The organism is Nonomuraea sp. NPDC048892, from assembly GCF_040649735.1.
Taxonomy (GTDB): Bacteria; Actinomycetota; Actinomycetes; order Streptosporangiales; family Streptosporangiaceae; genus Nonomuraea; species Nonomuraea maheshkhaliensis.
On sequence record NZ_JBEZFZ010000043.1, the window covers coordinates 18,233 to 37,315 of the forward strand.

Annotated in this window: 21 protein-coding genes; 15 read left to right on the forward strand and 6 right to left on the reverse strand. The window is 71.0% G+C overall.

Translation table 11 applies throughout. From position 1 onward, the window contains the following. Positions 1 to 26: 26 nt before the first annotated feature. Genes AB0C28_RS53075 through AB0C28_RS53085 form a run of 3 tightly spaced genes read left to right on the forward strand, consistent with a single transcriptional unit; the run spans position 27 to position 1,495 of the window. On the forward strand, positions 27 to 575 hold the full coding sequence (locus AB0C28_RS53075; protein WP_357860423.1) for a hypothetical protein: 549 nt from the start codon (positions 27 to 29) through the stop codon (positions 573 to 575). A gap of 5 nt (positions 576 to 580) precedes the next feature. Continuing rightward, a complete protein-coding gene (locus AB0C28_RS53080) occupies positions 581 to 1,291 on the forward strand; it encodes a hypothetical protein (protein ID WP_358084747.1) in 711 nt (236 codons plus the stop codon). Positions 1,292 to 1,297: 6 nt separating this feature from the next. Beyond that, complete coding sequence (locus tag AB0C28_RS53085) at positions 1,298 to 1,495, forward strand: hypothetical protein (protein ID WP_357860429.1); 198 nt, start codon at positions 1,298 to 1,300, stop codon at positions 1,493 to 1,495. Between the two features lie 86 nt (positions 1,496 to 1,581). Here AB0C28_RS53085 and AB0C28_RS53090 read toward each other — a convergent pair whose 3' ends face one another. Both AB0C28_RS53090 and AB0C28_RS53095 read right to left on the reverse strand, forming a co-directional pair. Further along, on the reverse strand, positions 1,582 to 1,995 hold the full coding sequence (locus AB0C28_RS53090; protein ID WP_357860431.1) for an ATP-binding protein: 414 nt from the start codon (positions 1,993 to 1,995) through the stop codon (positions 1,582 to 1,584). A 16-nt stretch (positions 1,996 to 2,011) separates the two neighbouring features. Continuing rightward, the gene (locus AB0C28_RS53095; RefSeq protein ID WP_357860434.1) at positions 2,012 to 2,782 is read right to left on the reverse strand and encodes a SigB/SigF/SigG family RNA polymerase sigma factor; all 771 of its coding nucleotides are present in this window, start codon (positions 2,780 to 2,782) and stop codon (positions 2,012 to 2,014) included. 174 nt (positions 2,783 to 2,956) lie between these two features. On the opposite strand from AB0C28_RS53095, the gene AB0C28_RS53100 reads away from it, so the two are divergent. Further along, positions 2,957 to 3,313: an STAS domain-containing protein gene (locus AB0C28_RS53100; protein ID WP_357860699.1), complete on the forward strand. Its 357-nt coding sequence runs from the start codon at positions 2,957 to 2,959 to the stop codon at positions 3,311 to 3,313. A gap of 7 nt (positions 3,314 to 3,320) precedes the next feature. Here the strand turns inward: AB0C28_RS53100 and AB0C28_RS53105 are convergent, their stop codons facing one another. Further along, positions 3,321 to 4,040 carry a GAF and ANTAR domain-containing protein gene (locus AB0C28_RS53105; RefSeq protein WP_357860437.1) on the reverse strand — a complete coding sequence of 240 codons (720 nt, stop codon included), beginning with the start codon at positions 4,038 to 4,040 and terminating at the stop codon, positions 3,321 to 3,323. 58 nt (positions 4,041 to 4,098) lie between these two features. Here AB0C28_RS53105 and AB0C28_RS53110 point away from each other — a divergent pair, with 58 nt between their 5' ends. The 6 genes from AB0C28_RS53110 (at position 4,099) to AB0C28_RS53135 (ending at position 10,688) form a co-directional block, all read left to right on the forward strand. Beyond that, a complete protein-coding gene (locus tag AB0C28_RS53110; RefSeq protein WP_357860440.1) occupies positions 4,099 to 5,931 on the forward strand; it encodes a SpoIIE family protein phosphatase in 1,833 nt (610 codons plus the stop codon). A 107-nt stretch (positions 5,932 to 6,038) separates the two neighbouring features. After that, complete coding sequence (locus AB0C28_RS53115) at positions 6,039 to 7,142, forward strand: glycosyltransferase (RefSeq protein WP_357860443.1); 1,104 nt, start codon at positions 6,039 to 6,041, stop codon at positions 7,140 to 7,142. A 128-nt stretch (positions 7,143 to 7,270) separates the two neighbouring features. Continuing rightward, positions 7,271 to 7,996 carry a glycoside hydrolase family 16 protein gene (locus AB0C28_RS53120; protein ID WP_357860446.1) on the forward strand — a complete coding sequence of 242 codons (726 nt, stop codon included), beginning with the start codon at positions 7,271 to 7,273 and terminating at the stop codon, positions 7,994 to 7,996. Positions 7,997 to 8,144: 148 nt separating this feature from the next. Next, on the forward strand, positions 8,145 to 8,999 hold the full coding sequence (lgt, locus tag AB0C28_RS53125) for a prolipoprotein diacylglyceryl transferase (protein ID WP_357860449.1): 855 nt from the start codon (positions 8,145 to 8,147) through the stop codon (positions 8,997 to 8,999). 308 nt (positions 9,000 to 9,307) lie between these two features. Then, positions 9,308 to 9,724 (forward strand): hypothetical protein, encoded by a 417-nt coding sequence (locus tag AB0C28_RS53130; RefSeq protein WP_357860452.1) that lies wholly within the window; start codon positions 9,308 to 9,310, stop codon positions 9,722 to 9,724. An 88-nt stretch (positions 9,725 to 9,812) separates the two neighbouring features. Next, on the forward strand, positions 9,813 to 10,688 hold the full coding sequence (locus AB0C28_RS53135) for an alpha/beta hydrolase (protein WP_357860455.1): 876 nt from the start codon (positions 9,813 to 9,815) through the stop codon (positions 10,686 to 10,688). A gap of 54 nt (positions 10,689 to 10,742) precedes the next feature. Here AB0C28_RS53135 and AB0C28_RS53140 read toward each other — a convergent pair whose 3' ends face one another. Next, positions 10,743 to 11,852, reverse strand: a complete 1,110-nt coding sequence (locus tag AB0C28_RS53140; protein WP_357860458.1) for a helix-turn-helix domain-containing protein — start codon at positions 11,850 to 11,852, stop codon at positions 10,743 to 10,745. A 77-nt stretch (positions 11,853 to 11,929) separates the two neighbouring features. Here AB0C28_RS53140 and AB0C28_RS53145 point away from each other — a divergent pair, with 77 nt between their 5' ends. The 3 genes from AB0C28_RS53145 (at position 11,930) to AB0C28_RS53155 (ending at position 15,207) form a co-directional block, all read left to right on the forward strand. Continuing rightward, entirely contained in the window at positions 11,930 to 12,847 is a 918-nt protein-coding gene (locus AB0C28_RS53145; RefSeq protein ID WP_357860461.1) for a proline dehydrogenase family protein, read from the forward strand. Further along, the gene (gene pruA / locus AB0C28_RS53150; protein ID WP_357860464.1) at positions 12,848 to 14,473 is read left to right on the forward strand and encodes an L-glutamate gamma-semialdehyde dehydrogenase; all 1,626 of its coding nucleotides are present in this window, start codon (positions 12,848 to 12,850) and stop codon (positions 14,471 to 14,473) included. A gap of 110 nt (positions 14,474 to 14,583) precedes the next feature. Then, the gene (locus tag AB0C28_RS53155) at positions 14,584 to 15,207 is read left to right on the forward strand and encodes a DJ-1/PfpI family protein (protein WP_358084750.1); all 624 of its coding nucleotides are present in this window, start codon (positions 14,584 to 14,586) and stop codon (positions 15,205 to 15,207) included. A gap of 108 nt (positions 15,208 to 15,315) precedes the next feature. On the opposite strand, the gene AB0C28_RS53160 is transcribed toward AB0C28_RS53155, so the two are convergent. Further along, positions 15,316 to 15,924 (reverse strand): winged helix-turn-helix domain-containing protein, encoded by a 609-nt coding sequence (locus AB0C28_RS53160; RefSeq protein WP_358084754.1) that lies wholly within the window; start codon positions 15,922 to 15,924, stop codon positions 15,316 to 15,318. A 67-nt stretch (positions 15,925 to 15,991) separates the two neighbouring features. On the opposite strand from AB0C28_RS53160, the gene AB0C28_RS53165 reads away from it, so the two are divergent. Together AB0C28_RS53165 and AB0C28_RS53170 are read left to right on the forward strand one after the other, a co-directional pair. Then, on the forward strand, positions 15,992 to 17,326 hold the full coding sequence (locus tag AB0C28_RS53165; protein ID WP_358084756.1) for an MFS transporter: 1,335 nt from the start codon (positions 15,992 to 15,994) through the stop codon (positions 17,324 to 17,326). Positions 17,327 to 17,382: 56 nt separating this feature from the next. Next, entirely contained in the window at positions 17,383 to 18,189 is an 807-nt protein-coding gene (locus tag AB0C28_RS53170) for a serine/threonine-protein kinase (protein WP_106244829.1), read from the forward strand. Between the two features lie 137 nt (positions 18,190 to 18,326). Here AB0C28_RS53170 and AB0C28_RS53175 read toward each other — a convergent pair whose 3' ends face one another. Beyond that, a complete protein-coding gene (locus AB0C28_RS53175; RefSeq protein WP_357860476.1) occupies positions 18,327 to 19,073 on the reverse strand; it encodes a lysophospholipid acyltransferase family protein in 747 nt (248 codons plus the stop codon). Between the last annotated feature and the right edge of the window lie 10 nt (positions 19,074 to 19,083).

Genomic DNA, 19,083 nt, shown 5'->3' on the forward strand with positions numbered 1-19,083 from the left:
CAACACGTAGACCGGAGGCGAACAACATGACCACCTGGGCATGGGTGGCCGTCGTCGTGGTCGCGGTGGTGGCGCTCGCCGCAGTGGGTTACTTCATGCTGCAGCAGAAGCGCCGTTCCCATCTCCGCGAACGCTTCGGCCCTGAGTACGAACGCATAGTCGCCGAGCACGACAACAACCGCCGGGAGGCCGAGCAGGAGCTGCTCGACCGTGAGCAGCGGCACGCGGAACTCGATATCAAGCCTCTGTCGGAGGAGTCGCGCGACTCCTACGCCACCCGGTGGACCGAGGTCCAGGAACGCTTCGTGGACGCCCCGGGGTTCGCGGTGACCGAGGCCGATCAGCTGGTCACGTCGGTCATGGCCGAGCGGGGTTACCCGACGGAGGACTTCGAGCAGCGCGTCACCCATCTGTCGGTGGGGCACGCGGCGACGCTCGACCACTACAGGAACGCGCACGAGATCAGCGGGCGGGCCGCCAGGAAGGAGGCCTCCACGGAGGATCTCCGCCAGGCCATGGTCCACTACCGCGCGCTGTTCGAGGAGCTGCTTCACGAGACCAGCCGAGGACGGTGAAGGATATGAACAGCGACGAGCTGAAGGTGCCGTCGCAACGCCACGACGCCAACGACATCGACGACGAACAGGCCGACGAGAAGAGGGTCCATGAGGATCGTCTCGTGGCCGGTGACCGGGATCCGCTGCCCGAGGATGACGTTCGGGACGACGTTCCCGTAGCGGACGGTCCGGTTGTTCGCTCTGACGGTGCCGCTCCCCGAGACGGTGCCGCCCCGTACGACGAGGACGACGCGACCTACCGGGACCCGTACGCCACGACCGGCGGCGACATGCTGGCCGACCCCGACCCCGACCCCGGGCATGAGCCCGAGCAGTCCGTCCCCTCAGCCCCCGGCGAGGTTCCGGCGCACGCGGCCCCCGACGACATCATCCTGTTCGAGCAGGACCCCACCCAGGTGCAGGCCCGCTGGCGCGACCTGCAGGCGTCGTTCGTGGACGATCCCGGCGAGGCCGTCCAGCGCGCGGACGGGCTGGTCGGTGAGGTCGTGGACTCCCTGACCAGCGCACTGAACAACCGCACGGGCGCCCTGCGCGACCGCTGGAAGGACGCGGGAGGCGGCGACACCGAGCAGCTGCGCCTGGCGCTGCGCGAGTACAGGACCGTCCTGGAGCGGCTGCTCGCGCTCTCCAGCCAATCCTCTGCGCAGTCTTCTGGGCAGTCTTCTGGGCAGCCGTCCACGCCCACCCCGGTTTCGAGTGAGGGAATGAGGTGATCTGACATGCTCGCGATCGTCGCAGCGATCATCTTCGGGCTGGGCTTCCTGCTCGACCTGATCGGCGTACAGATTCCCGGCGGGTTCTCCGGCATGACGTTCGTCCTGCTGGGGCTGACCCTGCTGGCCCTGCATCAGGCAGGCGTCGGCACGGCCGGCATCCGCACCGGGTCCGGCAACTGGCGCGGCAGGGCCCGCCGATAACAGGCGATAACAGCCGATGAACGGACAGTGCGCCGTCCCCCCTCAACGGGCGGGGGCGGCGCTTTGTTCGCGTGGTCGCCCGGCCGTCAGGACTTGCCGGGGAAGCGCATGATGACCGTGCTGCCGCCGTTGCCCACCCGCAGCGTCAGGTCGGAGGAGAGCAGCCGGGCCACCCACAGGCCCATCCCGCCCACCGCGCCGGGCATCGGCCCCGGCTTCCAGGTGCCCTCGTCGTGCACCTCCACGACCAGGTCCCCGCCGCTCACCCAGGTGCGCAGGGCGGCGTGGTCGGCTCCGTGGGTGACGGCGTTGGTCGCGACCTCGTTGACGGCGATGACGAAGTCGCCGATGGCGTCTTCGGGCATGCCGGCGGCGCGGGCCTCGTCCTCGGCGAACTGCCGGACCTGGGGCAGGTCCGGCAGCCGGAAGTCGAGGTCTTTCACGGGCGCGCCGGGTGGCGGGCTCGTGTGGCCCGACTGAGGCTCGACGTCCTCGTTCACCCGGCGACCGTCCTTGTCAGCCGACCAGCTCGGTGCGCAGCTGGTCGAGAACCTTGCGGAGAATACGTGAGACATGCATCTGTGAGATCCCGAACTCGGCCGCGATCTCGGCCTGCGTCATGTTGCCGAAGAAGCGCAGCAGCAGGATGTGCTTCTCACGGGAGGGCAGCGCGTCGATGAGCGGTTTGACGGCTTCCCTGTCGACCATGTTGCTCAGCGTATCGTCGTCCTCGGGGATGACGTCGCCCAGCGAGGCGGCGTCGTCGTCGGTGCCGAGGGGCGCGTCGAGCGACAGGGTGCTGTACGCGGCGGAGGCGTCGAGCGTGAGCAGAACGTCCTCCTCGGTGATGTTCATCTTGGCGGCCAGCTCCGCCACGGTCGGGGACCTGCCGAGGTCCTGACTGAGGTCGGCGACGAGCCGGTTGAGCTCGGAGCGACGCTCCTGGTAAAGGCGGGGCACCCGGATGGCCCAGGTGCGGTCGCGGAAGTGACGCTTGACCTCGCCGGTCATCGTGACGACGGCGTAGCCCCTGAAGGCGTGGCCCAGGGTCGGATCGAAGCCGTTGACGGCTTTCATCAGGCCAACATACGCGGCCTGGAGGAGATCCTCCAAAGGTTCGCCCCGGTAGCGGTAGCGCCGGGCGATCTCCATGGCGAGCGGCCGGTGCATCTCGACGATGCGCTCACGCAGGCGCTCCCTGTGACTGCCGGGCGTGTCTTCCCTGACCATCTCGGCTAGGAGCTCTTCTGCGGTCATCTCCTCGAGGATGTATTGCTGCACAGCCATCGCTGCTCCTCATATGGTCGCAGGCGGGCCGCTACACGCGAAAAAGCCCATGCAGAGGCACGCCTCGCTCGACTCTCGAGACCGAAGCCCTCTGCTGGACTTCGGATCCAGTGTCCCCCATCTCGCGGGAAGTATTCCTCGATCGCGCGGTGACAGTAGGGTTGCCCCGTGACAATGCCGGAGAACGGCGGGGAGCCCGTGGCCGCCCTCAGCCTGACGTCGTCGACCGTGGACGAGATCACCGTGGTCAAGGTCGACGGCGTGCTCGACGCCACGACACGCGAGCAGTTCGCCGACTATCTCGTGATGGCGGGCTCCGACCTGATCCTCGATCTGGCCGGGGTGACGTTCATGGATTCGCGCGCGCTCGGGCTGATCGTTCATCACTGGCAGACGAGCCTGGCCTCGGGCGCCAAGTTCGCGCTGATCGGCGTCGAATACTCCAAGTCGAAGGTGATGTGGATCACGGGGCTGGCGCAGCGCCTGCCGCTCTACGACACCCTGGACGAGGCGCTGGCCGCCATCAAGTAGAGAGCCGTCAGCGTTTGGCGGACTTGCGCTGGTGCTCGTCGACCAGGAGCCGGGCCAGGTCGGCCACCTTCACCTGATGGTGCTGGGAGATGCGCCGCAGCTCCTCGAAGGCGGCCTCGGCGCTGCATCCGCTGGTCTGCATGATGATGCCCTTGGCCTGGTCGATCACGGAGCGCCCGGCGAGGGCCTCCTGGAGCTGCGCGGCGTCGGTGCGCACCTCCTCGAACTCCGACATGTTGGCCATGGCCACGCCGAGCTGCTCGGCCAGCATGTCGGCCAGGGAGTGGGCGCCCTGGGGCGAGAACGCGCCCGGCCGTACGGAGTAGAGGCCGACGACGAGCGTGGCCGGCGGCGCCTCGATGGGGACGATCAGCACGGAGCGCACGCCCCAGCGGGTGGCCAGGGCGTCGTAGCGGGGCCAGCGGGTCTCTTCGAGCACGTCGGTGATGGTGGCGCGGCCGCCGCTCTGACGCGCTTCGATGGACGGGCCCTCGCCGAGCTGGCGTTCGCCCTCGACGAGCATGATGAGCTCGCTGTGGGAGCCCGAGACCATGACCCGGTGGTCGCGCCAGTGCTCGGCCGAGGCTCCGGAACAGCCGGGGACGCCGGCGGTCAAAGCCGTGGTGAGTCCGCGCAGGACGCTTTCCGTCGAGGTGTCCTCGCCGAGTCTGCCGAGGGTGGCGAGGTCGCGGGCGAGGCCGGGGGTGATCATCGCGGTCGATTCCATAGCAACAAGGCTCTACCCCTTATGGCTAGCATTATCCCGAGTGGCGTAGCGTCAGACCATGACCATGCCGGACCTCGAACACGCGCTTGACGCACTGGCCGGGCGCGTCTCCTCGTTGCGCGAGGCGAGGGCCGCCTACCCCGCCGATCTGGCGCCCACGCTGGACGCCGCGCTCGCCGAGCTCGACACCGCCGCCGAGCTGCTGGCCGAGGCGCGCGAGGAGCTGCGCAAGGCCCCCAAGCGGGCTGGGAGCAAGAAGGACGGGACGCAGCGCGAGCTGAAGCTGCTGCGCCAGGTCTTCCGCGCCTTCCCGGTGCCCGTCGTCGTGCTCGACGGCGGCGGCGTCGTCCGGCGGATCAATCCGGAGACCTCGCGGGTGCTGGGCAGCCCGGACGGCTACCTGGTGGGCCGCTCGTTCCCGCTGCTCGTGGACGTGTCGCGGCGGGCGGCGTTCCGCTCGCACCTAACGTCGGTGCTGCAGACGGGGCAGCCGGCGGCGTTCGAGACGCGGCTGGCGCATCAGGGGCGCACGCACACCGTGCAGATCGCGCTGACCAGGCTGACGATGCCCGGCGAGCCGCAGCAGATGGTCGCGGCGGTGGCCCTGCCGACGGAGGTGCAGCTGCCCGAGCCGGGCGCGCGCCGGGCCGAGCAGACCGACGGCGCGCTGCTGCTGGCCACGGCCAAGCGGCAGGACCTGCTGGTCAAGATCGCCAGGCTGCTGCTGGACGAGGAGGCGCTGCTGCGCCCGGTGGCACTGCAGCGGGCGACGCGGTTGCTGGCGGCGGAGTGGGCCGACTGGGTGATCGCCGACATGGTGCGCGACGGGGTGCCGCGCCGGTCGGTCGTCATGGCGCCCAAGAACCATCCGCTGGGCGAGCTGGTGCGGCGGGTGGAGACCGCCGATCCGGCGACCAGCCAGGTCGTGCTGCAGGTGCTGGAGCGCGGCTCCGGCGTGGTGCTGGAGATGGTGGACGACGAGACGCTGCTCGGCTTCTGCGCCGAGGGGCCGCTGCTGACCGTGATGGGCGCGGGCTCGGTGCTGAGCGTGGCCATCGGCCGTTCCGACGGCGTGCTGACGCTCGTCCGCGGCCACGACAGGCCGCCGTTCTCGCTCGCGGATCTGGCCGTCATGCAGGAGGTGGGGCTGCAGATCGGCCTGGCCGTACGCGCTCAGAGCAGTTTCCAGAGCCGCTCGCGCGCCGCGGACGCGCTGTCGGCCAGCGTCGCCCCGCGCAATCTGCCCGACGTGCCCGGCTACGAGGCGGCGGCCGTCTACCACCCGGGGGCGTCGGTCGGCGCCGAGTTCTACGACGTGTTCCCCGTCTCGGGCGGGTGGGGCTTCGCGCTGGGCGGGGCCGCGGGCAAGGGCGAGGAGGCGGCCTCGGTCAGCGCCATGGTGCGCGGCGGGCTGCGCGTGCTCAGCGCCTGGGAGTCCGATCCCGACCTGGTGATGCGCAAGGTCAACGAGGCGCTGGTCGCGCAGGGCACCGGCATGTTCGTGATGGCCGCGGCCGGCTTCGTGAAGGGGCGCCAGATCCGGCTGTCGTCGGCCGGCCACCATCCCGCCGCGCTGCTGCTGCCCGACGGCGGCGTACGTTTCGCGGCCGGCGGCGGCGTGCCGCTGGGCATCGGGCCGGAGGCGGAGACCGGCGTGGAGGTGCTGACGATCTCCCCGGGCGAGACGCTGGTGTTCTACTCGGAGGGCCTGATCTCCTCCAGGAACGAGCGCGGCGAGCCGTACGGGGAGGAGCGGCTGGCCGACGTGCTCAGCCGATGCGCGGGGCAGGCGCCGTCGACCGTGGTCAAGGCGGTGGAGGCGGACCGGCACGCGTTCTCGGGCGGCCAGGTCTGGGATGAGATCGTGGTGTTCGCCCTCAGAGGTGTCTGATCTGTGGGGGTTTGCGAGCGCGGGAAAACTGGGTAAGGTCAGAGACAGAGTAACGACGTGCCTAAGACGCAGGCACACCTTGAAGGCTTTCCACGCTGAGGTGTGCCATGAATATCGCGATCGTCGCTTCCACCACCGGCAACCAGCGCCACCGCATCCTGTCGGTCGCGCGTGAGCTGGGCCGCGATCACCACGTCACCATTTACTCCCGTCGTGACAACGCCGAAGGCAAGCCCAAGACGCGGGTGGCCCCGGGCGTCACCGTGGAGCACATCGACGTGGGCCCGGCTCAGCCGCTCACCGGTGACGACGTGGTCCCCTACCTCAACGAGGTCGGCACCCACCTGTCGCGGCGCTGGAGCGAGGACAGGCCCGACGTGATCCACGCCCACTCGTGGACCGGCGGGCTGGTCGCCGTGGCGGGCGCCAAGGGAATGGGCGTGCCGGTCACGCAGACGTTCCACGCGGTCGACACCGCGCACAAGGAGCTGGAGCGGGCGCTCGGCCGCCGGGCCAACGCGGTCATCGCGGGCTCGGGCGACGAGGAGTCGGCGCTGATCCGGCTGGGCGTCCCCCGCAACAACATCGCCGTCGTGCCGTACGGCGTGGACACCGAGCGCTTCCAGCGCCGGGGCGCGGTGGCCACGCGCGGGTCGCGCAGGCGCCTGCTGCACGTGGGGCCGCTCACGGTCGAGCGGGGCGCGCACACGATCGTGCGGGCGCTGCAGGGTCTCGGCGACGTCGAGCTTGTCATCGCCGGCGGGCCCGAGCCCGACGACCTCGACCAGGACCGGGACGCGCGCCGCCTGCGCGCGCTGGCGGAGCAGCTCGGCGTGGCCGACCGGGTGACGCTGCTCGGCCAGGTCAAGCGGGCCGCCGTGCCCAAGCTGATGCGCAGCGCGGACGCCGTCGTGTCGGTGCCGCGCGAGGCGGGGACGGGAATCGTCGCACTGGAGGCCATGGCCTGCGGCGTGCCGGTGATCGCCTCCGCCGTGGGCGCGCACATGGACTCCATCATCGACGGCGTCACCGGGCTGCTGGTCCCGCCGGACCGCCCCGCGCGCACGGCGCGGCTGGCCCGCGAGCTACTGTACGACCCCACCCTGCGTACCGCCCTGGGCTACGCGGGCGCCGACCGGGCGCGCTCGCGCTACTCGTGGGAGCGGGTGAGCCAGGAGCTTGTCCGGGTGTACGAGGCGACCTGCGCCTGACGGCGCATCACCCCATGGACTCCGGCAGGTGGCATCGCCACCTGCCGGCACCATGTCGGGGCCCGTTCGGGTGACGAATGGGACGGGTGGGGTGTTATCTGAGCGAGATCTTTGCTTCGATGGTCCGCATGTCTCAACGCAGCCCGATCGTGGCGGCGGCGATGCTCGCGGGCCTCGCCGTCCTTCCCCAGACCGCGCACGCGCAGACCCCGGCTCTGAAATGGGGAGCCCCCGTCCTGGTGGAGAACTTCTCCGGCTCCTCGATCAACACCAGCCGATGGATGATCTACCACTCGCCGCAGGCCGAGCGTAACCCCCGCACCGGCCGCGCCTCGACCGTCTCGAACGGCGTGCTGCGTCTCAAGGGCGGCCGGTACGGCGGCAAGGACCTGTCCGGCGGGGTGGCCACCAAACTCGCGCAGCGGTACGGCCGCTGGGAGGTGCGCTTCAAGGCGGAGGCCGGGGCCGGGTACACGCCGGTGGCGCTGCTCTGGCCGACCGCGCAGGGCGAGGGCTCCGGCTACTCCGAGGTCGACTTCGCCGAGATCGTGGATCCGCGACGGCAGGGCGGCGGCATCTTCGTCCACGGCGGCCACGGCCGGGCCAGGAAGGTGCTGCGGGCCGACTTCACCAAATGGCACACGGTGGCGGTGGACTGGCTGCCGGGGCGGCTGACGTTCTGGCTGGACGGGAAGCGGCTCTGGGACTACCGCGGGCCGCACGTCCCCGAGGGGCGGAAGATGGGGCTGGCGCTGCAGAACGACGTGGTGTGCGAGCCGAAGTGCCGCGACTCCACGACACCACGGACGGTCTCGATGTACGTGGACTGGGTCAAGATCTACCGCGCCCGCTGACAGCGCCCGCTGACAGCGCTCGATAACAGGGCACGACGACAGGGCACGACAGGGCCTGGCGACCTGGCGCGGTGACGTTCCTGTCGGTTCAGCCGCGATCAGGTCACGGAAAGGCTCGGGCCGGCCGGCGTTCGCTAGCCTCACCGGCATGGTCTTAGCCGCGATTCCCAGCCCTTCCGAATCGGTCTGGCATCTCGGGTTTCTGCCGATCCGGGCGTACGCCCTCTGTTTCATCGTCGCCATCCTGTTCGGCGCCTGGCTGAGCGACCGGCGCTGGCGTGCCCGCGGCGGCGAGAAGGGCACGATCGCCGACATCGCCGTCCCAGGGGTGATCTTCGGGCTGATCGGCGCCCGGCTCTACCACGTCATCGTCGACTGGCAGACCTACTTCGGCCCGCGCGCGGTCAAGGAGCCGTACCAGGCGCTGTTCATCTGGGAGGGTGGGCTCGGCATCTGGGGCGCGGTCATAATGGGCGGTGTGGCCGTGGCGCTGGCCTGCCGCCGCCGGGGCATCTCCGTCGGCGCCATGGCCGACACGGTCGCGCCCGGCATCGCGTTCGGGCAGGCGATCGCCCGCTGGGGCAACTGGTTCAACCAGGAGTTGTACGGCAGCCCGACCACGCTGCCATGGGGCCTGGAGATCGACCAGGCGCACGGCGGCGAGCCGGGCGTGCTCTACCACCCGACCTTCCTGTACGAGTCGATCTGGGACGCGGCGCTCGGCTTCGCCCTGATCCTGGCGGGACGGCGCTTCGCGCTGCACCACGGCCGGCTGTTCGCCCTGTATGTCGCCGGTTACACGTTCGGGCGGTTCTGGATCGAGGGCCTGCGCATCGATCCGGTCGGCGGCGTGGACCACGCGGTGCTGCTCCTGGGGCTACGGGTCAATCAGTGGACCTCGATCGTGCTGTTCGCCGGGGCGCTGGTCTACCTCTGGGTACGGCGCCGCGCGGACGACGAGGAGATCGTGGCCCCCGGCACGCGGCACGTCACTGCCTCCTGAGGCCGAGAGGGCGCCCCGGCTGCTTCCCCACAGCCGGGGCGCCCTGGTGGGGTGGGCAATCGATCCCTACGGACTCCTACCCGTTCTGTCCGCCTTATATGCATTTGTCCGTTTTCCGGACTTCAACTGATCTCGAAGCGTCAGCACGAAGCGCGGCGGTGGCGATACCATCTGGCGCCATGTATCCGCCCCAGCCACCGTACGGACCACCAGGACCACCACTGGGACCACCGCCGGGACCACCCGGGCCGCCTCACGGACCAGGGCCCATGCCGCCACATGGAGCATGGAGTCAGCAGCCCGCCCCGATGCCTCAGGGGCAGCAGGGGCCGCAGGGGCAGGTCGTCCTCGACATCCAGCGCCACTGGCTCGGCTTCATGCTGTCCATGATCACTCCCACCGTCGTGGTCAACGGCCGCCCGATGCCCGGCCGCTGGGGCCGCAACGCCATCGTGCTGCCTCCCGGCCAGCATCATCTGCACGTCCATCTGCCGTACTTCCTGCCCTCGCAGATCGGCCCGGCGGACCTGACGATCTGGCTGCAGCCCGGCATGTCGCTCGACGTCGAATACCGCGCGCCCCTGTGGGCCTACTCGCGCGGCGCGCTCGGCCCGCCACCCCAGCAGTGGAACGGCATGGGCATCACGATCGCCCTCATGGCGATCCCGCTCGGCCTGCTGGCGTTCTTCTTCCTGCTGATCCTCATGTCGGTGTTGTGGGCCTGAGCAGGCTCCAGGGGCATGATGGGTCGTCGCACCGATGAGTTTCACCGCGCCCGGCGGTCTGCACATCGTCATCGAGAAGGAGCGACCCATGACCGACCCCAAGACCCACACCATCGAGGTGCCGGGAGCGACCCTCCACTACGACGTGCGCGAGCCCGAGTCCGGCTCGGGCCGGCCGGTGCTGCTGATGATCGGCTCGCCGATGGACGCGACCGGCTTCACCACCCTGGCCGGCCACTTCCAGGACCGCACGGTGGTGACGTACGACCCGCGTGGGATCGGGCGCAGCACCCGCACCGACGGGCTCACCGAGTCGACGCCCGACCTGCACGCCGACGACCTGCACCTGCTGATCGACGCGCTCGGCGCCGGGCCGGTGGACATCTTCGCCAGCAGCGGCGGCGCGGTCAACGGGCTGGCGCTGGTGGCCCGCCATCCGGAGCAGGTGCGCACGCTCGTGGCGCACGAGCCGCCCGCCGCCCAGGAGTTGCCCGACCGCGAGCGGGCGCTGGCGGCCATCGCCGACATCCGCGCCACGTACGACCGCGACGGGTTCGGCGCGGCGATGGCCAAGTTCATCGGCACCTCCGGCTGGCGCGGTGAGCTCCCCGCCGACCTGTCCGAGCTGCCCGCCCCCGATCCGGCCCAGCTCGGGATGCCGACGGAGGACGACGGGTCGAGGGACGACGTGCTGTTCGCGCAGAACCTCATCACCTGTACGCACTACCGGCACGACTTCGCGGCACTGCGGGCCGCCTCCACCCGGATCGTCGTCGGCGTCGGCGCCGAGTCGGAGGGCGAGATGGCCTGCCGGTCGGGCCTGGCCGTGGCGGAACGGCTCGGTACGGAGCCCGTGATCTTCCCCAGCCACCACGGCGGCTTCATGGGGGGCGAGTTCGGCATGCCCGGCGACCCCGACGCCTTCGCCGTCACCCTGCACCGGGTCCTCGACGAGAGCGAATGACGCGCCGGAGCGCGTGACGCCTCACGAGCCGTCAGGGTCAGAGCGAGTAACGTTTTACGAGGAGTGGTCGGGGCCGCGTAGCCGGGCGGCCTTGAGCCCCAGGTGGACGGCCAGGCGGTCGTCACCGTCCGACAGGTCCCTGTGCGTGAGGCGCTCGGCCTTGCCCAACCGGTAGTAGAGCGTCTGGCGGTGGATGCCGAGCTCGGCGGCGGTCTTCTGCACGTGGCCGCCGCGGTCCAGGTAGACCTCCACGGTCTGGGCCAGCTCGGCGTCCAGCGCGGCCGTCTCCTCGGCCAGCTCGCGCAGGTCCGTCTGGCTCAGCCGGGACAGCAGCCGGTGCACGCCCAGCTCCTCCCAGCGGGCGACGGGCGCGTGGCGGGGGAAGTGCTCGGCGATGCGCAGCGCCTGGCGGGCCTCGCGCCAGCTCAGCCAGGCGTCGGCCGGGTCGACCCTGGGCGCGCCGATGCCGGCCGCGGTGCCGTACGCGCTCTGCACGGTCTGCGCCACCTCCCCGGCCAGGTGGGCGGGGGCGAGCAGGGCGACCGGCGAGCCGGTTCGGGCCAGGACGCCGCGCGGGAGCGTCCAGAGGGCGGCCACCCGTTCCTCCGACTCGCGTACGGCGATGGCCGCCACCGGCCCGGGAAGGTCCAGCGAGGCGCCCGCGCGCACCTCGGGGTCGGGCGACAGCAGCGCGCGCAGGCCCCGCCCGAGGTCCTGCCTGCTCCTGGCCTCCTGAGCGAGCGCGGCGGCGGCCCTGGCGACGAGCGGCGCCACCGCCCGCAGCCGCGCGTCGGTCAGCCCACCCCGCTCACCCGTCCGCTCGGGCCCGTCGGCCAGCTCGCCGGGGTCCAGCAGCCACAGGTAGCCGTACGTGACGTCGGCGTGGCGCAGCGGCCAGCAGACCCTGGCCAGGACCTTGAGCTCGGCGTCGGCGGGGATCCTGACCGGCCCGCTCGCCCGCGCGATGCCGTAACGCTCGAAGTATTCGCGCACCTCTCCCGTGGCGCGCCTGCGCAGGATCGACTCCTGGCGGACCGTGTCGATGTCACCGTGCTGCGCCCCGTAGGCCAGCAGCCGGAACGAGCGGTCCTCCAGCGTCGCGGACGCCCCCAGCCGGGCGGCGATCTCGTCGACGATCTCTTGTAGGTCTGCCGTGTTGTGCATTTGTACGACAGCCTGCCACACGCGACGTTACGCCCGTCGATGGCCCCCTCTGAGCTGCGGTTTCTACACTTGGGCACATGCTGGGTCAACTGCTGCTCGCCGCCTCCAGGAGCGGTGCCGTGCGCCGTGCCGTGTCGGGTTTCCCGCCCACCAAGAAGGTCGTGGGCCGGTTCGTCGCGGGCGAGAGCGTCGAGGAGGCCCGCGACGCGGTCGAACGCCTGAGTGACGCGAAGCTCGCCGTGACCGTCGACCACCTCGGCGAGGAGACGCTGGACGCGCGGGCCGCCGAAGCGACCGCCGACGCCTACATCACGCTGCTGGAGGCGATCAGGCCGCTCGGCCTCGGGTCCAGGGGCGAGGTATCGGTGAAACTGTCGGCCGTCGGGCAGCGGCTCGACGACGCCATGGCCCTGGAGCACGCCCGCGAGATCTGCGCCGCCGCGGCGGCCGGCGGCTCGACCGTCACCCTCGACATGGAGGACCACACCACGGTCGACTCCACCCTGTCCATCCTGCGCAAGCTGCGCGAGGACTACCCGTCCACGGGCGTGGCGATCCAGGCGTACCTGTTCCGCAGCGAGCAGGACTGCAGGGACCTGTCCTCGGAGGGCTCACGGGTACGGCTGGTCAAGGGCGCCTACCGCGAGCCGGCCTCCGTCGCGCACCAGGGCCGGACGACCGTGGACAAGGCGTACGTGCGATGCCTGCGGATCCTCATGGCGGGGAAGGGGTACCCCATGGTGGCGACGCACGACGACCGCATGATCGCGATCACGGAGCTGCTCGCCGACCGGTTCGGGCGGGCGATCGGCGACCACGAGTTCCAGATGCTCTACGGCATCAGGACCGACCGGCAGGAGGCCCTGGCCGGGGCCGGCCACACGGTCCGCGTCTACGTCCCGTACGGCGACGACTGGTACGGCTACTTCATGCGCCGCCTGGCGGAGCGGCCCGCCAACGTCGCCTTCTTCCTTCGTGCCCTTGGGGGTAAGTAAATGGATGCCATCAGCAACGTCCCCACGCCGGCCAACGAGCCCGTGCTCGGCTACGCCCCCGGCAGCGCCGAGCGGGCCGCGCTGGAGGACCGCATCAAGGAGCTGGCCGGGGCCTCGACCGACCTGACCATGACCATCGGCGGCGAGCAGCGACCGGGCGGCGGCGCCGCCATCGACGTCGTGCAGCCGCACAACCACGCCTCCGTCCTGGGCCGTACCAACGACGCTACGGCCCAGGACGTGCAGGACGCCGTCGGCGCCGCGCTGGCGGCGGCGCCCGCGTGGCGGGCCCTGTCGTTCGACGAGCGGGCGGCGATCTTCCTGAAGGCGGCCGACCTGCTGGCGGGCCCGTGGCGGCAGACGCTGAACGCGGCGACCGTGCTGGGCCAGTCGAAGTCGGCGCAGCAGGCGGAGATCGACGCGGCCTGCGAGCTGATCGACTTCCTCCGGTTCAACGTGGCCTTCGCCCGCCGCCTCTACGCCGACCAGCCCATCTCCTCACCGGGCGTGTGGAACCGGATGGAGTACCGGCCGCTCGAAGGCTTCGTGCTGGCGATCACGCCGTTCAACTTCACCGCCATCGCCGGAAACCTGCCGGCCTCGGCGGCGCTGATGGGCAACGTCGTCGTCTGGAAGCCGTCGCCCACCCAGCAGCTCGCCGCGCACCACACGATGCGGCTGCTTGAGGCGGCCGGGCTGCCCCCGGGCGTGATCAACCTGGTCACCGGCAACGGTCAGGCCGTCTCCGAGGTGGCGCTGACCCATCCGGCGCTGGCCGGCGTGCACTTCACCGGCTCGACCGCGACGTTCCAGCACCTGTGGGGCACGATCGGCGCGAACATCGCCTCCTACCACGGCTATCCGCGCCTCGTCGGCGAGACCGGCGGCAAGGACTTCGTGCTCGCCCACCCGTCCGCCGACCCGGCGGTGCTCTCGACGGCGCTGATCAGGGGCGCCTTCGAGTACCAGGGGCAGAAGTGCTCGGCCGCCTCGCGGGCGTACGTGCCGCGCTCGGTCTGGAACCGCATGCGTGACGACTTCGTCGCCACCGCCGAGTCGCTGACCGTGGGCGACGTGGCCGCCGACCTGTCGACGTTCATGGGCGCGGTCATCGACGCGCGAGCGTTCGCCAAGCACAAGGAGGCGATCGACCGGGCGCGGGCCGCCTCGGACATCGACGTGCTCACCGGCTCCTACGACGACTCCGTCGGCTACTTCGTCAAGCCGACCATCCTGGAGTGCGCCGACCCGACCGACGAGATCTTCGTCAAGGAGTACTTCGGGCCGATCCTCGGCGTGCACGTCTACGAGGACGCCGCCTACGACACGGTGCTCGACCAGATGGAGGGCATCGCCCCGTACGCGCTGACCGGCTCGATCATCGCCCAGGACCGCTACGCCATCGCCTCGGCGGCCGAGCGGCTGCGCTTCGCGGCGGGCAACTTCTACGTCAACGACAAGCCGACGGGCGCCGTCGTGGGCCAGCAGCCGTTCGGCGGCGGGCGCGCGTCCGGCACCAACGACAAGGCCGGCTCGATCTTCAACCTGACCCGCTGGGTGAGCGCCCGCGCGATCAAGGAGACGTTCGTGCCGCCGACAGACCACCGTTACCCGCACATGGGTTGATCTCTCCATCACCCATCTCCGGCGAGAGCCCCCGGTCCTGCCCCCGGGGGCTCTCGGCGTTCCGGGGTAGGTTCGAGGCGCGCAGGTTTCCGCCGAGGAAGGGCAGACGCATGCACGTGGCCATCCCCCTCTATCCCCGCTTCACGGCGCTCGACGCCGTGGGCCCGTACACCGTGCTGGCCTTCGCGCCCGGCTGGACGGTCACGTTCGTGGCCGGCGAGCGTGGGCCGGTCGCCGACGACAAGGGCACGCTCCTGCTGAACGCCACGGCCTCGTACGCCGAGCTGCCCGACCCGGACGTGATCGTGGTCCCCGGCGGCTCGGGGACACTCGACGTCCTGGCCGACGAGGCCCTGGTCGGGTGGATCAGACAGGCGCACGAGCACACGCAGTGGACGACCTCGGTGTGCAGCGGCTCGCTCCTGCTCGGCGCGGCCGGGCTGCTGGAGGGGCGCAAGGCCACCACCCACTGGGCCATCCTCGACTTCCTCACCCGCTTCGGGGCCGAGCCGGTGAGCGAGCGGGTGGTGACGACCGGGAAGATCGTGACGGCGGCGGGGGTGTCGGCGGGCATCGACATGGCGCTGACGCTGCTGGGGCAGGCCGCCGATCCGGTGACGGCGCAGAGCGTGCAGCTGGCCATCGAGTACGACCCGCGGCCGCCGTTCACCTGCGGCTCCCCCGCCACCGCGCCGGAGGGCCTGGCCGAACGCGCCCTCGGCCTCATCACGTGACCCCGGAGGCACCCGGCCCCCTCACCTGACGCCGCAGCCCGCGGCCTCGTCACTCCGGGCCGGGCCCGGCCCGGCCGCATCATCTGACGCCGGAGGCGTGCGGCCTGCTCAGTCGTCGTCGTCCGGCGACGGGCGGCCTGCTCCCACCGGCAGGACGTCGAAGTGCACGATCACGCGCCCGAGGTCCTCCTGGGCCTCGGGCGCCCTGCCGTCCGACACCGCGCGGTAGCGTTCCAGCACCGCGAACACCTCCTCGTTCATCCGCGCCGCCTCCTCCGCCGTGAGCCGCAGCGAGCGCCGCCCGAACACGCTCGCCGCCACCCACTCGGCCGGGGCCGTCGCCGACTCCTCGCGCCACCTGGAAAGTTCCTCGCCGCGCTGGCGTACCAGGTCGTCGAGCAGGTATTCGACCGCTCCCGCCGCCTCTGCATCCGCCTCGGACGGTTCGCCGTAGGAGAAGCCGCCCGGCGTGATGCGCCAGTACTTCTCCTTCCCCCGCCCCATCCCCTCCGCGAGCTCGATCATGCCGTGCCTGGCCAGCTCGCGCAGGTGGTAGCTGGTCGCCCCGGTGTTCTGCCCGACCAGGCCGGCCAGCCGGGTCGCCGTGGAGGGCCCGTGCTCGTCGAGCAGGCCGTAGAGCCGCAGTCGCAGCGGGTGTGCGAAGGACTTCATGGCGTTCGCGTCGAGCGTTCTGGCGGAAAAGCTCTTGCGTCTCATACTGTGCAAGCCTATCTTTGCAAAGAATTATGTGCACACTTTCCCTTACACGATAGCGGAGCCTGCCATGTCGCGTCTTGGGCGTTCGTTCGCCTATTTGTGGTCCTCCACGGCCCTGTCCAACCTGGCCGACGGCGTGCTCAAGATCGGGGCGCCGCTGCTGGCCGTCTCGATGACCCGCTCCCCCACCTTGATCCCCCTGGTGGCGGCCGCGACCACGCTGCCGTGGCTGCTGCTGGCGCTGTACGCGGGCGCCGTCGCCGACCGGGCCGACCGCCGCCGCGTCATGGTGCGCGCCAACCTCGTCCGGGCCGTGATCCTGGCCGGCGTCACGCTCCTCGCCGTGCTCGGCCTGCTCAACCTCTGGCTCCTGCTGGCCGCCGTGCTGCTGGCCGGGGTGAGCGAGGTCTTCGCCGACCTCTCGGCGCAGTCCGTGCTGCCCATGACCGTGCCTCGTGACGCGCTGACCAAGGCGAACGGGCGGGTGTCGAGCGCTCAGATGATCGGCAACGACTTCGTCGGCGCTCCCGTGGCGGGCCTGCTCGTGGCGGCACTGCCCGCCGTCGTCTTCGGCGCGCCCGCCCTGCTGTACGCCGCCGCCGGCCTGCTCCTGCTGGGGATGCGCGGCGCGTACCGGGCGGAGGGCGGGGCCGGGACCGGCGCCGTGGGAGAGGCTGCGACCAAAGCCGGGGCCGAACGGCCGGAAGCCCGGACAGAACGGGCGGAGGGCGGCGTGGAGGCGCGCCGGCCGATGCGCGCGGACATCGCCGAGGCCCTGCGCTTCCTGTGGTCCCACCGCGTCCTGCGCGGCCTGGCGATCACGGCCGGGCTGCTCAACCTGGCCAACTCCGCCTACTTCGCCGTCTTCGTGCTGTGGGCGGTCGGCGACGGGTCCGAGATCGGGCTCGAACCGGCCGGCTACGGCCTGATGACCACGGCCTTCGCCGCGGGCGCCGTGGTCGGCTCGCTGCTGTCAGAACGGGCCGCGGGGGTGTTCGGGGAGTTCAGGACGCTGGTCGGCTGCTGGCTGGTCACCAGTCTGCTGCTGCTGGTGCCGGTGATCATACCGTCCCCATGGACGCTCTATCCGACCGCCGTGCTGTGGGGGGTGGTCGGCGCCGGGGGCAACGTGCTGGTGATCTCCGCCCGGCAGCGGCTGATTCCGGCGAAATTGCTCGGACGGGTCAACTCGGCATATCGGCTCGTCGGGATGGGTGGGATGCCTCTCGGGGCGGCCGCGGGAGGCGTCGTGGCCGAGTTCGCCGGGCTTGGAGCCGTCCTCGTGGGCGCGACTGGAGTATGTTTGGTCGGTGTCGGACTGGTGCGGCGCGCTTTGTCAGATCAAATTTCTGGGCCTCTGACCAGCACAGCTGCACTTTCCGACATGTCCGGATCACGTTAGGCACCCTAGAGCCTGTGCTGAGGTGACATGATTATCCCCGAGCTAGAGGGGATGGTATGCGGGAGATCGGCGGACGGTACCTCCTGAACGAGGAGGCCGGTCGTGGGGGTATGGGAGTCGTCTGGCGGGCGTTCGATCAGCTCCTCCACCGTACGGTGGCGCTGAAGGAGCTGACCTTGGCCGGTGAGGCCGAGATGGTCCGCCGCCGGGTGCTGCGCGAGGCCAGAATGGCCGCCGGGCTGACGCATCCCAACATCGTCACGGTGCATGACCTGATCGAGGAGGGCGGCAAGCTCTGGATCGTGATGGAATACCTTGACGGGCTCTCGCTGCACCAATTGCTGTCACAGGTGGGCACCCTGCCCGCCCAGTCGGTGGCGGCGATCGGGCAGCACCTGCTCGCGGCACTGCGCACCGCCCACCAGGCGGGCGTGCTGCATCGCGACGTCAAGCCCGCCAACGTCATGCTGACGGGTGACCGGGTGGTGCTGACCGACTTCGGGATAGCGACCGCCGAGGGTGACATCCGCATGACGACCTCGCGGCGGTTGCGCGGCACTCCGGCCTTCATGGCGCCCGAGCGGCTGCACGGCGGACCGGCCAGCAAGGAGGCCGACATGTGGTCCTTCGGCGCCACGCTCTACAGCGCCATCGAGGGCCAGCCTCCTTACCCCGGCCAGGACGCCGCCACCGTCCTCGGCATGGCGAGGAGCGGCCCCTATCCGCCGCCGCGGCGGGCCGGGGTGATGCGGCCGCTCATCGAGGGCCTGCTGCACCACGACCCCGTACGCCGCTACACGCCGGAACAGACGGCGGGGTTACTCGCGGGCATGCGCGCCAGCGCCTACCAGGCGGCCATCTGACGTTCGGCCGCCCCGCTTCGGGCCGGCCGGCCGTCACGGCCAGCTGCCCCCGACCGGCCTTCGCGGCCGGGTGACCCACCGGCCGGCCCTACCGGGGACGGCCGGTCTTTCGGCCCGAGGGGTCGGTCTGCGGGAGGTCAGTCCTTCTTGGCGCGGGCCTCGGCCTCGGCGGCGTCCATCGCGGCCGCCTCCTCCGGGGTCGGCGCGGTGCCGCCGAGGTGGGCCGGCTGCCACCACACCCCCTGCGGCACCTCCGGATAGGTGCGCTGCGCCCGGTCCACCAGTTCCGACATGCGCCGGTGCAGGTCGGCGGTGTGGTCGTTGACGTTCTCCCCGCGCTTGGGGTGCATCGGCTCGCCGACCAGGATGCTGACCGGCACGTGCCGCTGCAGCAGGTTGCGCGGCCGCCCCTTGGTCCACAGCCGGTGGTCGCCCCACAGTGCCACCGGAATGACGGGCGTGCCGGTGGCCTGGGCCATCCGGATGGCGCCGTTCTTGATCTCCTTGACGGTGAACGACCGGCTGATCGTCGCCTCGGCGAACACGCCCACGACCTCACCGGCCTTCAGCATGCGCAGCGCCGTGGCGTAGGAGCCGGCCCCCGCCTCCCGGTCCACCGGGATGTGGTGCATGCCGCGCATCAGCGGCCCCGAGATCCGGTTGTCGAACACGTCCTGCTTGGCCATGAAGCGCACCAGCCGCTTCGACGGCAGCGCGGCGAACCCGGCGAAGATGAAGTCGAGGTAGCTGATGTGGTTGCTCACCAGCACCGCTCCCCCGGTGCGCGGCACGTGCTCGGTCCCCTCCAGGTGGAACTTGATGTCGAGCACGCGAAACAGGGTCCGCGCGGCGGCGATCACCGGCGGGTACACGATCTCAGCCATGAGCAGAAGG

Coding starts and splice junctions, on each gene's coding strand:
- AB0C28_RS53075 (WP_357860423.1), top strand. CDS start 27: ATGACCACCTGGGCATGGGTGGCCGTCGTCGTGGTCGCGGTGGTGGCG.
- AB0C28_RS53080 (WP_358084747.1), top strand. CDS start 581: ATGAACAGCGACGAGCTGAAGGTGCCGTCGCAACGCCACGACGCCAAC.
- AB0C28_RS53085 (WP_357860429.1), top strand. CDS start 1,298: ATGCTCGCGATCGTCGCAGCGATCATCTTCGGGCTGGGCTTCCTGCTC.
- AB0C28_RS53095 (WP_357860434.1), bottom strand. CDS start 2,782: ATGGCTGTGCAGCAATACATCCTCGAGGAGATGACCGCAGAAGAGCTC.
- AB0C28_RS53100 (WP_357860699.1), top strand. CDS start 2,957: ATGCCGGAGAACGGCGGGGAGCCCGTGGCCGCCCTCAGCCTGACGTCG.
- AB0C28_RS53105 (WP_357860437.1), bottom strand. CDS start 4,040: ATGGAATCGACCGCGATGATCACCCCCGGCCTCGCCCGCGACCTCGCC.
- AB0C28_RS53110 (WP_357860440.1), top strand. CDS start 4,099: ATGACCATGCCGGACCTCGAACACGCGCTTGACGCACTGGCCGGGCGC.
- AB0C28_RS53115 (WP_357860443.1), top strand. CDS start 6,039: ATGAATATCGCGATCGTCGCTTCCACCACCGGCAACCAGCGCCACCGC.
- AB0C28_RS53120 (WP_357860446.1), top strand. CDS start 7,271: ATGTCTCAACGCAGCCCGATCGTGGCGGCGGCGATGCTCGCGGGCCTC.
- lgt (WP_357860449.1), top strand. CDS start 8,145: ATGGTCTTAGCCGCGATTCCCAGCCCTTCCGAATCGGTCTGGCATCTC.
- AB0C28_RS53130 (WP_357860452.1), top strand. CDS start 9,308: ATGCCTCAGGGGCAGCAGGGGCCGCAGGGGCAGGTCGTCCTCGACATC.
- AB0C28_RS53135 (WP_357860455.1), top strand. CDS start 9,813: ATGACCGACCCCAAGACCCACACCATCGAGGTGCCGGGAGCGACCCTC.
- AB0C28_RS53140 (WP_357860458.1), bottom strand. CDS start 11,852: ATGCACAACACGGCAGACCTACAAGAGATCGTCGACGAGATCGCCGCC.
- AB0C28_RS53145 (WP_357860461.1), top strand. CDS start 11,930: ATGCTGGGTCAACTGCTGCTCGCCGCCTCCAGGAGCGGTGCCGTGCGC.
- pruA (WP_357860464.1), top strand. CDS start 12,848: ATGGATGCCATCAGCAACGTCCCCACGCCGGCCAACGAGCCCGTGCTC.
- AB0C28_RS53155 (WP_358084750.1), top strand. CDS start 14,584: ATGCACGTGGCCATCCCCCTCTATCCCCGCTTCACGGCGCTCGACGCC.
- AB0C28_RS53160 (WP_358084754.1), bottom strand. CDS start 15,924: ATGAGACGCAAGAGCTTTTCCGCCAGAACGCTCGACGCGAACGCCATG.
- AB0C28_RS53165 (WP_358084756.1), top strand. CDS start 15,992: ATGTCGCGTCTTGGGCGTTCGTTCGCCTATTTGTGGTCCTCCACGGCC.
- AB0C28_RS53170 (WP_106244829.1), top strand. CDS start 17,383: ATGCGGGAGATCGGCGGACGGTACCTCCTGAACGAGGAGGCCGGTCGT.
- AB0C28_RS53175 (WP_357860476.1), bottom strand. CDS start 19,073: ATGGCTGAGATCGTGTACCCGCCGGTGATCGCCGCCGCGCGGACCCTG.